At 38.8% G+C, this 13,291-nt stretch carries 10 protein-coding genes; 4 read left to right on the top strand and 6 right to left on the bottom strand.

Going from position 1 to position 13,291, the window contains the following annotated elements; genetic code table 11:
• Positions 1-19 precede the first annotated feature (19 nt).
• The 3 genes from GJV03_RS06600 to GJV03_RS06590 all read right to left on the bottom strand — a co-directional run bounded on the left by GJV03_RS06600 (position 20) and on the right by GJV03_RS06590 (position 3,745).
• Positions 20-1,513 (bottom strand): sulfite reductase subunit alpha, encoded by a 1,494-nt coding sequence (locus tag GJV03_RS06600; protein WP_154129707.1) that lies wholly within the window; start codon positions 1,511-1,513, stop codon positions 20-22.
• A gap of 12 nt (positions 1,514-1,525) precedes the next feature.
• Positions 1,526-2,116 carry a PepSY-associated TM helix domain-containing protein gene (locus tag GJV03_RS06595; protein ID WP_151802376.1) on the bottom strand — a complete coding sequence of 197 codons (591 nt, stop codon included), beginning with the start codon at positions 2,114-2,116 and terminating at the stop codon, positions 1,526-1,528.
• A 72-nt stretch (positions 2,117-2,188) separates the two neighbouring features.
• Positions 2,189-3,745, bottom strand: a complete 1,557-nt coding sequence (locus tag GJV03_RS06590; RefSeq protein ID WP_154129706.1) for a DUF2271 domain-containing protein — start codon at positions 3,743-3,745, stop codon at positions 2,189-2,191.
• 101 nt (positions 3,746-3,846) lie between these two features.
• Here GJV03_RS06590 and GJV03_RS06585 point away from each other — a divergent pair, with 101 nt between their 5' ends.
• The 4 genes from GJV03_RS06585 (at position 3,847) to GJV03_RS06570 (ending at position 7,811) form a co-directional block, all read left to right on the top strand.
• Positions 3,847-4,743 (top strand): DUF4198 domain-containing protein, encoded by an 897-nt coding sequence (locus GJV03_RS06585; RefSeq protein ID WP_151957454.1) that lies wholly within the window; start codon positions 3,847-3,849, stop codon positions 4,741-4,743.
• 355 nt (positions 4,744-5,098) lie between these two features.
• Positions 5,099-5,977: a sulfite exporter TauE/SafE family protein gene (locus GJV03_RS06580; RefSeq protein ID WP_105712478.1), complete on the top strand. Its 879-nt coding sequence runs from the start codon at positions 5,099-5,101 to the stop codon at positions 5,975-5,977.
• 143 nt (positions 5,978-6,120) lie between these two features.
• On the top strand, positions 6,121-7,212 hold the full coding sequence (locus GJV03_RS06575) for a 3-deoxy-7-phosphoheptulonate synthase (RefSeq protein ID WP_004719768.1): 1,092 nt from the start codon (positions 6,121-6,123) through the stop codon (positions 7,210-7,212).
• A gap of 74 nt (positions 7,213-7,286) precedes the next feature.
• Positions 7,287-7,811, top strand: coding sequence for a protein tyrosine phosphatase family protein (locus GJV03_RS06570; RefSeq protein ID WP_034615591.1), 525 nt, complete (start codon positions 7,287-7,289; stop codon positions 7,809-7,811).
• Positions 7,812-7,939: 128 nt separating this feature from the next.
• On the opposite strand, the gene GJV03_RS06565 is transcribed toward GJV03_RS06570, so the two are convergent.
• From GJV03_RS06565 to GJV03_RS06555, 3 genes are all read right to left on the bottom strand, one after another.
• On the bottom strand, positions 7,940-10,816 hold the full coding sequence (locus GJV03_RS06565) for a M66 family metalloprotease (RefSeq protein ID WP_151957973.1): 2,877 nt from the start codon (positions 10,814-10,816) through the stop codon (positions 7,940-7,942).
• 367 nt (positions 10,817-11,183) lie between these two features.
• Positions 11,184-11,912 carry a phosphoglycerate mutase family protein gene (locus tag GJV03_RS06560; RefSeq protein ID WP_004719762.1) on the bottom strand — a complete coding sequence of 243 codons (729 nt, stop codon included), beginning with the start codon at positions 11,910-11,912 and terminating at the stop codon, positions 11,184-11,186.
• A gap of 377 nt (positions 11,913-12,289) precedes the next feature.
• On the bottom strand, positions 12,290-13,141 hold the full coding sequence (locus GJV03_RS06555) for a 3'(2'),5'-bisphosphate nucleotidase CysQ (protein WP_004719760.1): 852 nt from the start codon (positions 13,139-13,141) through the stop codon (positions 12,290-12,292).
• Positions 13,142-13,291: the final 150 nt, after the last annotated feature.

The raw sequence follows: 13,291 nt of genomic DNA, 5'->3' as shown, positions 1-13,291 counted from the left end.
AATGAGAAACATCACGTAATTAATATACATCACGTAAGTAACGTTTTTGTTCAATCAACTGCTCAAACTGATCTTCACCTAAAATATCGATTAATACTGTTTCAACCCCTTGTGCCATCCCTTTTAAACTACCACAAATGTAAATTGATGCACCTTGCTCAATCCATTGTTTAAGTTGCGCTGATTTCTCCAATACACAATCTTGTACATATTTCTGATTATCTGTATCACGTGAAAAAGCATAATCAATTTGCGGCAGTACAGACTGTTGTTGCCATAGATTCAATTGATCTGCAAAGCCAAGGTCAATTTGGTACTGACGTTCGCCATAAATTAACCAGTTTTGCTGAAAAGACCATTCTGCGCGTTGTCGAATATGTGACATCAAGCCTGCAATCCCAGAACCATTTCCAATCAAAATAATAGGTTGATCATTTTGAACCAGATAAAATGCAGGATTTGAACGAACTCGACAAGAAATTTGCTCACCTAAAGCCAGTGCATGGGTAAGATAGCCCGAACCCAGCCCTAAACCTGTTTGATGAACTTCTCGTCTGACCACCAACTCAATCTGGCTTTGTGATGTAATACTGGCAATCGAATACTCACGAATCGGTAAGTCTTCTGCCTGTGCCAACCATTGCTCAAATGCCGTTGAATGCTGCATGGCATCAAATGAACGTAAATTCTTAAACCGCAATAATTCTATTGGATGATTAGCCTGAAACACATTTGAGTTTTGAAGATTAAAATGATCTAAAAACACCTTGATTTGTGAATCTGTATTGGCACATTGAATTTCAAGAATATCACCAGATTTCCAACATAATGCTTCAACTTGGGTAAACACAAGATGATACATTGGATGCCCTAAACTACCTTGATTTAACAAATGGCGTTCAGATAAAACCACAGAATGAAAAGGATGTTGTATCAATTGAACAGGTTGAGCTGAAAATTGCGGCAAAACTAGGTCAAGTTGAGTTTGCCACTCAGTCAAACCCATCGTAGGGTTAAGTTGATCAACACAAATCATGGGGAATAAAGCTTGTGCATGGTTTTCAGTTAACCATAAATCCAATTGTTTACCAAAATTACAGAAATTTGCATAATGTGAATCACCAAAAGCCAACACGACATACTCAATGTCATTTAAATCAAATGACTTTGTCATTACGTTTTTAACAAACTGACGTGCTAAATCTGGTGCATCCCCCTCACCATAAGTACTAACGATCCATAGAATCTTTAAGCTACGTTTAAATAAAGCGGCATTCACCTGTTCAATACTCAAGAACTGGACCAAATAGCCTGAAGCAGACAATTGCTGGGCTGTTTGTAAAGCAAAATTTTCTGTCTGCCCTGACTGACTTGCATATACAATCAAATATTCATCTGCATTTTGAGCTAAATTGCGCTTTGATTGAGGTCTAAATAAAAGCAACAGAAAAATGCCATGAAAAATAAACAAGATTGTTAAAAATATAAGTACAGTCAGTACAGCATGTGTCATTGTTCTAACCTTTTATACCACTGTCCAAACCAGAAGCATCAATAGCGCTAAGCTGAATACCGTCAAGAAAAGATGTGTTTTTAAGCGAGTCTTAATACTTAAAAATAGGATATAGCCTGCCAATGATAAGATCGTAATGATGATCGCACTGATATCAATCAACCAAGTCCATGCTTTACCCGCATTTTTTCCACGGTGCAAATCACTGATCAATGAAACGGTAGATGCGGGTTTAAGCGTAATTTCAGCTTGACCATTGTCTAAAGTGACCCAAATATCTGTTGAACCTGCTGGGCTTGCCAAATGAATCATGACTTCATTGTCCATGACTTCACCACTCTTATAACGACCAATGACTGCATGATGTTGTCGTAGATAATCTACGATTTGAGTGCTTGGATTCTCTTGGTCTTTAATTTGAGTCAGGACATTTTCAGGTAAGGTAATCGTTTCAGTATTTTCATCTGTTGCAGGGGTAAACCATTCAGGGTGGTTTAAAATTAATCCCGTAACAGCAAAAAAGATTAAGACAATAAAAGCAAAAGCTGATAACCAACCATGCACATAACGTGCATGGCGGTAAAAATCTCGACGTTGATACACAATTAAACTCTCATCAAAACTTTTATCAAAATTTTCATCAAAACGCTTATCCGAACAGGCATAGTCAGCAAATTAATTCACTTTCTGGAAATTCAGTTTGACGACACCAATTTCCTTTTGTGCAGGTAAATTTTGAGAGGAAGCTTTTGCTTTTACGTCCAAGTTAAAGGTTTGATAAGAATGATCACCATGCTCACGTGAAGCTTCAACATGTATTTGATACTGCCCTGCATCTACAGTTTTACCATTGTCATCTTTACCATCCCAAGCCAGTTTATAATTACCCGGTTGGCGTGACGGTTTAGCAACTGCATCCAAGTTCGTTATTTGACGACCATAACGGCGCCACCATACATAGTTTGAATTAATCCATTTCGGGTCTTTGCCCCAAGCTGCAAGTGTCCGAACTAATTTTTTATCACTGTCGGTCACCCAGATCGAAATATAAGGTGCACGATAATTTTCCACAACCAATTTGGGAATAACCAAATCGATCACCGCTTGATAACCTGCGGGCCATTTTGCTGAAGCATTTGCTGCAACATTATGAAAATCTGCTTGCTGTGGAAGTTGAACCAACGCATTCCAACCTGTGCTTTGATACGTTTCACCCGTTGAAAGTGTCAGTTGAGCTTCATAACCGAGCAAAGATTCGATCAGTTGCATGCCTTCTGCTGGCTTCATCACAGTCAAGGCTGTTGCTAAAGCATCTGCATCCGCAGCACATTTTCCAACAACTACACATTGTTCAACATGTTGGATTGGCAAACCTGAATATGGATCTAAAAGATGAGATTGACCAGCCAAACTACGATAACCCTGACCACTGAATGCGACCGCTTGGTCTTTTAAGTTTAAAACTTGGCTTGGTGCTAGATTGTCATAGTGATTAAAGGCATCTTGTACACCAACATTCCAACCCGCTTGATTGGGTGAGGTTCCCCAAACGCGCATGTCACCACCGATATCCAGTAAAATACCTTTTAAATTAGGGACCGCTTGACGTGCTGCAATTAAAGCTCGATCAATAATATAGCCTTTTGCATAGCCATCTGGTGCAAAAGTAACTGAGCTATCCATTTTCACACTTTTTGTTTTTTCATCCAAACGAACACTGTTGTCTTGCAACTGCGAAAGCAATTGATCACGTGTACTTTGATCAATTTCAAGCACCCCATTGGCCTGTTGCCACATTACGATCAAATTGCCTAAACGTGCATCAAATGCGCCACAGGTTTTACCACGCCAAGCTTCACATGCAGCGATGACTTGATACAAATCCGAAGATGCTGTGAGCTGTTTTTGTTGGTTGAGTTGCGAAATTTCACTGTCATTTTGCCAAGTTGATAACACTTGATTCAAATCAGAAATTTCTTTTTCGATTGCAGCTGTTGCACGTGCAGCATCTTGTTGCGAAGTTCCAGTAATCACCACATCTAAAGATGTACCCAAAACATGATCACGATGGAAATGATGGCTTTCCAATTCAACATGGTTATTGCTTGTAGCAGAAACCTGTACTGTTTCTGCATAACTATGTAGTGGAGATATCAGTGCTAATGCCATGACCAGAGGCGAAAGACGAAATACAGCACGAGTTGAGGGTGAACGTCTGCTTGATGAGGACATACGGATAGTCTCTGAATTTTGTTAAAATAATATTGATAATGATACTTGTTATCAAGTACATTATGTAAAATATTTTAACTTAAGTTTACAGGACGCTTGAAATGAATCAATGGCTCAAAATTGCCTTGCTATCTGCATTACCCGCTGTTGGTTCTGCGCATACCATCAGCCCTTTTATTCTCCCTGAAGTTTTTGATACCAGCGCATCACAAAATATAAGCTTCCAGAGTTCACTAACCTTAGAAAAGTTTTTTGTTCCCAGCATTAACTTTAAAACCAGCTATCTCCTTACAGATCCTAAAGGTCAGCAAATAAAAATAAATCCTGCTGCCGAATTAAAACGCTTTAATGTTGCTGAGTTTGATCTTCCAAGTGAAGGGACTTACCGTATCCGTACAGATAATGCTTTAGGGAATAGTAGTAAATACGCCCTTATAGATGGTCGTTGGTTACGTATCCGCCCTGTACGTCCGCAAAATGCAAATGCTCAAGCGCCTAAATCTGAACAACAAAAAGCCGATGCTGAAAAAAAACCAGTAACACCACCACAACCGCCACGTTCAGTTTCAGCAGACCAAGTCCCTGCAAATGCACAAACCTTAGAGGTTAAAAACAATATTATTGCTGAAAGCTTTGTCACCAAAGGCAAACCAAGCCCTGTTCCAGCAGTCAGCAATAAAGGATTTGAAGTTAAGTTTTTAACCCATCCAAATGAATTGTTTGCTGGTGAATCATTAAAAGCGCAGATTTTACTCAATGGCAAAGCTGTACCAAACCTTGAAGTTGATGTGTTTAAAGGCGCCAGTAGTTATGAAACCAGTGCACAACGTGAACAACCACATGTAAAAACCAATGCAAAAGGTGAAGTGGAAGTTAAATTTGAAAAACCTGGAATTTATTTGATTACGACTTCTTATCCAGAAGCTAATCCTGACAATAGCAAAAAGCCAGAAAGTGAAATTTTTACTTATGGTCTAACCGTTGAAGTTGCTGAGTAAATCCTATTAAGATCTTAATTTTTATTTAATAATTAGTATATTTATTAAGCTCTTTCACAAGTGTTTTTAAAAGCATAAATCAACATAAAAGCACCCTCATCCTAGCCTTCTCCCAGAGGGAGAAGGAACTTTCAATACAAATATGATTCAATTCAAATGATCATTTTTCAATCCATCAAAGAGACCGAATCAAAATTTAGAATAATAATCAATTAGATAGATATAAAAACCTGCATTATGCTAAAGTTAAAAGACTTTAGCATTTTTTTGCATAAGCAAATCAACAATCAAGACAACCACTTATACAAAAAAGTCATAAGATATGCCTGTTTTTTGATATCTGGCAATATAAGTCATGTTTGGTCCTGTTGAGTTTATTCTAGCTGGCGTTTTAGTCGGCTTCTGTGTAGGTATTACTGGTGTAGGCGGTGGTTCACTTATGACCCCCATCCTGATTAGTTTATTTCGAATAGAACCCCACATCGCAATCGGAACAGACCTACTCTATGCGGCTATTTCTAAGTTTTGTGGCTCGATGGTTCATGCTAAAAAACTGAATATCGTTTGGCCGATTGTTCTCTGGTTAGCCTTAGGCAGTGTCCCTGCTTCATTTATCACCCATTGGGTTTTAGACAATTACCTCAGCAGTTCAACACACTACAAAGCCATTTTAACCATGGTGTTAGGCTTTATGCTGACCATAACAGGCTTGTCTATCGTGTTCCGTTCTAGAATTGAAAAATTCTTTGCCAAATTTCGTGCAGAAAAACAAGATTTTCATGAAGCCAATAATTTCAACATTGAAGGCAAACGCACTTATGTTGTGATTATGGGGATTGTACTGGGCGTATTCGTGACCCTTTCTTCTGTAGGTGCTGGCGCATTTGGTATCATGGCACTGATCCTCATGTTTCCCAATTTACCGATGATTCGTATCATCGGTTCCGATGTGGTACATGCTGTTTTGTTAACCTCTGTTGCTGGGTTTGCACATATGACATCTGGCAATGTAGATTTTCATCTGCTTGGATGGTTGCTGGTGGGCTCAATTCCTGCAATTGTGGTGGGGACCTTGATCAGTTCTAAAATGCCAGAAAAAATGATTCGCAAGGTTTTGGGGATCACCCTATTTGCCTTGGGTATTAACTTTATCTTAAACCCAGTTAAATCCAAACCTGTAGAAAAACCACAGGCTGCAATGGTGATGCCATCCGTCCAACAACCGCAGGTTTAAAATTAAGCTTTTATTGATAACTAATAATTATGAATTGACCGTAAAGTTTTAATGATTTATTTATGACAAAACTTCGGCCAATTCGTGTTATATTCTGACCACTAAAAATACTTTCTGTATGTTTCTAATACCCAGTGACGGCAATGAATACATTAAATTCAAATCCAATTACTCAATCAGATATTGATGACGTGAATGTCCAAAGCATTCAAACGCTGGTAACCCCAGCGGAACTTAAAGCTGAATTACCATTAAATGAAAATGCCTACCAAACTGTACTTCATGGTCGGGAAACTGTTCGTAATATTTTAGATGGTAAAGATAAACGTCTATTTGTTGTGATTGGTCCTTGTTCTATTCATGACCCTGTTGCAGCACATGATTATGCAAATCGTTTAAAAGTATTAAGTGAAAAAGTAAAAGATACTTTATATATCATCATGCGTGTTTATTTTGAAAAACCTCGTACAACCGTTGGTTGGAAAGGTTTGATCAATGATCCAGATATGAATGATTCTTTTAATATTGAAAAAGGTCTACGTTTAGGTCGCAAACTATTGCTTGAGTTAAACGATAAAGGCTTACCTTGTGCGACTGAAGCGCTTGACCCGAACTCACCACAATATTACCAAGATCTTATTTCATGGTCTGCAATTGGTGCACGTACAACGGAAAGCCAAACGCATCGTGAAATGTCTTCTGGTCTTTCTTCACCTGTAGGCTTTAAAAACGGTACAGATGGTGGTTTAACCGTTGCAACCAATGCCATGCAGTCTGTTAAACATGGTCATAGTTTCTTGGGTTTAAATAACGAAGGCCAAGTTTCAGTGATTCGTACCAGCGGTAACCCTTATGCACACGTTGTATTACGTGGTGGTAATGGTAAGCCGAACTATGATGCGGGCTCTGTTGCTGAAGCGGAAAATGCGTTAGCAAAAGCCAAAGTAAGCAATAAAATCATGATTGATACCAGTCATGCTAACTCAAATAAAGATCCGTATTTACAACCGCTTGTGTTGAAAAATATCACCGAACAGATTTTAGATGGCAATAAATCTATTGTCGGCATTATGGTTGAAAGCCATATTAAAGGTGGACGCCAAGATATTCCTGAAAATCTGGCTGATTTAGAATATGGTAAATCGGTGACTGATGGTTGTATCGATTGGGAAACCACTGAAAAAGCGCTTCTGGAAATGGATGCAGCTTTAAAAGAAATTTTACCAAATCGTTAATTAATATAAAAACGCCATCTACATAGATGGCGTTTTTGTTTATGATGTTATTAAACATTTTCTGTAAGAATGCTATGAACGAACTTGAACAAGAACTCTGTCAAATCGCAAACTTCCAGTTTGTCCATGAACACTTACTGACTTCAGGTCAGCCGAGTGCTGAACAACTGAAACAGATTAAAGAATACGGCGTAGATACAATCATCAATCTGGCATTTACAGATGCCAGCTTACACCTTGAACATGAAGATAAAATCTGTGCTGAGTTTGGGCTCAACTACATTCAAATTCCAATCCATTGGGATACACCAGCAGATGATCAATGCTTATTTGTGTTAGATTTGATCGCGCATTTGGTACAGGAAAAAATTGTTTGGGTACATTGTGCAAAAAATATGCGGGTGAGTTGTTTGATGTATTTATATCGCCAATATTATATGGATATCGATATGCCAACCGCACAAGAGTTGATGCATCAAATTTGGGAACCCAATGAAACTTGGACCGGTTTAATACATGCTGTTGCCTTACAACTGCAAGGGCGTAAAGCCACTGAAGATTTACAACACTCTTTGATGAATGCGGATCAGTTTTCTTAAACCAGCATAACAACAGTTCAATCATTGATATATTTAAGTAAAATCATCAACATGAACAAAAATAAGCGCCTTATGGCGCTTATTTTATTGTGATAACTTAATGTTTGATTTGCTTACTTGATCAATGGTTACTTGATTAGAAGCTGCTTGATCAAAGCTAAATTTTCAGCACGGGTTGCAGCCAAAATCAAACTGTTATTGGCAGTAAGATTTGTCCATTTTTGATTCCCGCCAGTACCGCAATTATAACTAATCAAACGTGCTCGGTTATTGCTTAAATAGCCATATTCCAAATCAAAACATTTGGAACCTTGCTCGATACGTTGCAGTGTGGCATTCATCGCCCACACTTGGCTTGCTGCATCATGGTTACATGAGCTTAGATTAATCACCCCACCCTGATTGGCTAAACACTGATCCATATATTTTTTGCTGTGGATTTTACCCATTGCATCGTAGATCCACTGTTCAGTGTCATCACCCGTACAGCCACTCTTACCACTGATATAGGCATTCAATTTGCCATTAGCCAGTGTTTCAACTTTTAGACAATTTGTCCCATTTTTAATACTGGAAACATGGTTTAAATTGAAATCAGTACTTAGTTCCAACTTTGCCACAAACTGATTAAATGCCTCAATTGCTTCTACATTGCCACTTTCAAGATCAGTTCGATATGCATTTATCCAACGATTTAAACGATAAAGTTTAATTTGCTGTTGGGTATAACGGACCATTTCTGTTTGCGCGTCCGCTGACAATTCAGTTTTAAATTGACGATAAGAGTCAAATAATAAGCGTGAATCCGCATCTAGGCTGACCACCTCTTTACCTTTATTATTCAGCAAAGCTTGTTCGAGTTGTGGCATTTCAAGTGTTCTTAATGCCGAATACTCTGCTTCTTTACCAATAGAAACAAAAGGTGCCATTGCTTGTGTAGTAACAGGAATATTGATATTCGACAATTTCACTGCTTGCTGACCTGCTTTTTGGCAGTAAAGATCAACATTTTGAGGTGTATCACTTTGCGCAAGGTTGATATGGAATTTGTTGGCATTGCTACCTGAATTTACCCGTTGTGGAGCAAGTGCAATATTTTCTACTTTGTTGGCATACTGCACATTTAACCAACAACTTGCAGCTGTGCCAGTCGTGTTGGCCTGAGGTAAATTAAAGACATTGCCCCAATTACCTCGTGCCGCAGGATAAATGATTCCCACCTGATTAACTGGATCATAGCCACCTAAAATCGTATAAACAGGCACACTAAACAAACGTGGTTTTAAAAAGTTACCATCGGCACTGTTATACCAAACATTGCCTGAGTTTGGTGTTTTTGGTTGTGCATCTACCATTTCACGTGTTGCTGCATTCCATTTTTTATAACCTGTCGTAGAGTTTGGATCCCACACGTATTTATCAAAAGCAGGTTGAATTTTTAACCACATACTATAACCAGTATAGTGGGTATATTTGGAAATCGAGCTAGCGCTAGATCCACCACTCATGGCATCCCAACCATAGGCATAGAGATTTTGGAAGTTTGGTACACCATTACTGCCATCCCCTAAATTGGTATTGCCCCAATTTAAATTGCCACGCATTTTATTTCGAAATGCAATGTATCCCCAGCCGCTGTCCGCATGGTGTGCAGACCAGAAATAATTTGTGGGACTTCCACTAGTTTCGACTGAGCCAGGATAATGCCCTAAACCATAGTGATGCCCGATTTCATGGCTAAATTCATTCCCCACCGAATCGATCAATGTCAAAATACCATTTCCACCGCTTAAGCCATGATTGGACTCACCATTGGCATATTTACCTCTGGCATGATGAATCACCACACTTTGAGTCACTTGTGGTTGCTCTTGGCTTTGCATCGATGAACTGGTGACACCCCAGTTCGCTAAGTTAATTCCAACACTAAATGTCGATTTAGCGGTGTTTTCACGCATATCTCCATCATAGACGCCACCATTGGTTGCACTGACAGAATCGTAAATGACACCACTTGCAACCATGACCCGATTAAGCTTCATTTCATCGTATTTGCTGACTATCATTTTTGCAGCAGGGATGGTTTGGAAATAATCGGTTCCTGCTTTTTCAGGTTCCAACAGCATATAGTGACCATTGGATTTAGGTGCATCAGTCAATAAACCTAAACGAATACTTTGCACCACCAACTCGCCTGGTGCGGCAAAATCAATATCTGTCCCAGCTAAAGAACCACTGCGATTGTTTACAGAGTCTAGAATACGGATGGATAATCCTGAACGTACCTCATCCCACTTTAATGCTACTGACCATGCCTGTTTAGAATACATTACCCGCGCTCGATCATCCTGATTAGATTGATCTGAAGCAGCAAGACGTGAAGGCTCTTTTAGATTTACGGTACGTATCAGTTGGTTACCTTGATAGATTTCCGCTTGTAATTTATCAACATCTCCCATCGAAACCAAAGGTGTAACCAATAACAATGCATCTTTCTGCGTTGTTAAGCGTGGCATTTTATCCTGTTCATTATTCTTCGGGTTTACCACATGACTTTGGGCAAACTGTAGCATTGCAGCAAAGTTACCATTTAAATCATTGCGCAATAAGCGATTTCCACCCTGTGCATTAAAATCATAAAAGCCTAATACACTGCTTGAGATTTTATTTTTAACTGGTTCTGGATATTTTTCTACTACAGGTGGTGTTGTGCCTGTACCACCATTTGAGCCACCCGAACCGCCCTCAGGAGGCTGAGTCGTACCACCGTTTGAACCGCCCGAACCATTCTCTGGAGGTAAAGTCGTACCGCCATTTGAACCCCCTGAACCGTTGTCTGGGGTTTCTGGTGTACCATCTCCAGGTAACTCATTTGTACCATCGCCAGGGTTTTGCGGTATATTCGATGGCTGATCATTTGTAGAATGGCTATCACTACCGCCCCCACATGCAATAAGCATTGCTGAAAGCGTACAAATTGTTAAATATTTAAACCGTAATTGCATCACATATCTTCCCCATATTTATAACGACTTATCTCTATCCTTAGTTTCTGAGATTAAATTAAAATAATTATATATTTCAATTATTTAAATATATCATATTGTTTGTAATCATGTGATTTTTATTTAAAAATATAAAAAGGACATATTGCTCTAAATTTTACTTTTATGGATTTATTGAGTTTTAGGTTGTTATTTATCGGCACCGTGGTGCTATCACGTGGCGACAGGGATATCGCCAATTGTGTGTGGGTATGCGGGGATACAGATTTAGTAGCGCAAGATGGGGCATCGCCTACACAAAGGGAGAAGGAGCTTTCAATATCAATATGATTCGCTCAACATAATTATTTTTTAATTTAAAAAGCAACTATTGCTGAAACTCTCGTATCGACAATTCACCACGTTCGCCTCGCCAAATCCATTTTAAATGACTATCTGCAAAACGCTCGCCTTCAAACCAAACAAATAGGCCTTCCATCATCTCTGGCCAGTCACTTTGACTGATTTCAGTACGTTTTGAAATCACCGCAATAATCGCAGCAAGAATCGTATCGTGGCTCACAGCCAAACTAATCCCGTTGTTTAGCGTAGGATGTGTTTCATAGATTAATTCAAGCACATCCACCACACCCGTAATCGGATGTTTCATACCAGGTAAGGCATTATTTACAAAACTATTGATAAAACCTAAAGCACCTTGTGCTCTAAAATAAGGAGCAGCCTGTTTAATATCCAGCACAAAGCTTCCCGGCTCAACCAATAAGCCCTTTTCTACAATTTCGATGTGATGGGTATTCGGATAAGGAGAAATTCCATCAGCGCCTTGAATCATCAAAGCCGCGGTATCGACACAACGCTGAATGGGGCTTGAAATACAATGTTGGATTACTCGATCCGTATTTTCAATCAAATAACAACCCCAAGCTTGCGCTAAATCACGACCTTGGGAAGTTAATTGCAGATCATAACCTGCCAGCCCCTGCCCATTCACAACCTCACGAATTGAATGACGCGTGAATAAGGTTACAGGTGTTTTCGCATCGGGCAATAAATCTATTGCTTTTAGCATACTGTTCGGCAATAAATCTAAGGCCATATCAACTTAAAACTCATTTTTTATACAAGCTTACTATAACATATGCAGCCAAGCGCTCAATCTAGGGTCTGTTAACATTTCATAAATGGCTTGCGTTGTAGGTTAAAATTGAGCAGGCAAGGCATGAAACGAAGAGAATAGCGAGACTATTTTCGAGTTTCATAACGTAGGCTGAGATAATTTTAGCCACAACCTTTCGGGACTAGCGTGTTTTTTGCCGCTACGTCGTTACGAACTACTCATTTAGAATGACTAAATTTCATAATTCGCTCCTAGTATCGCCTAAAAAACACACGTAGTCGCAAACATAGACGAATTGTCAACAGACCCTAATATCAAAGTGTTAAATTATCTATAAAATGCATATCTATATCAGATTAAAAGCTCACATTGCTTAATGCTTCTAAAGCAATTTCTTTATTTTCGACATTCCGAAATGCGATAAACCCATCATTTAACACCGTATCACGTTGATTATAGGTAAATGGTACCGCAGCTAAACTCAGTAATCCGCCACCAATACTTTCCAATAATCCTTGTCCTGCACTGGTATCCCACTCAGAGGTAGGATGAAATCTTGGATAAATATCAATTTCGCCTTCAAGCATCATACAAAACTTATAGGCACTGCCCGCCTCGCGTCTAATGACAGGCGATTCTTGCTCAATATAATCAATATATTGCTGATACTTTGGATTTTTACTGCTATGGCTTAGTCCAATTTGAATTGCATCTTCCTCTACAGCTTTAAACTTGCAATAACGTTCCCAAGTACGATGAATAAAGCAATATTTATAAGGCAATTCTGTTAAATATCCCAAATACATCACTTGCTCTGTCGGTACAGCAATGATTGAAAATATGGTTTGGTGGTTGTGAATTAGACTTAAATTAATCGTAAATTCATCACGTTCATGAATAAATTCTTTAGTTCCATCCAAAGGATCCAGCATCCAACAGATATTCCATGTATGTCGTTGAGAATAATCGCTCTCTTCTGATAGCACTGGAATTTCAGGGGTGATTTTCGCCAGTTGTTCTATTAAATAGGCATTCACTTTTAAGTCAGCTTGGGTAACAGGTGACTGATCATCCTTTTTATCAATATTAAACGCATTTCCAGCACAATAATTTTGGTATTCCTCGAGCAAGATTTGACTTGCAGATGCCAAAACTGGAACTAATTTTAAAATTTGTTCATCTTGTGGTGCTTGAGTGGTAATAAACATTGATCCGACCTGTAGGATGTCTGATTTTTGTCCACAAGCCTACCATTTTTTTATGTTGAGTGCATGAAAACAATAGCTTTTAATTAATAAATATCCTGAGATTGGCGTGATAAAAAGCAAAATCTATTTGTCTTTTACACTCTCTAACGA

The sequence above is a fragment of the Acinetobacter sp. RIT698 genome, from assembly GCF_009668065.1.
Classification (GTDB): Bacteria; Pseudomonadota; Gammaproteobacteria; order Pseudomonadales; family Moraxellaceae; genus Acinetobacter; species Acinetobacter guillouiae.
The sequence above is the reverse complement of the archived record's forward strand: the minus strand, read 5'-3'. Positions and strand labels throughout refer to the sequence as shown.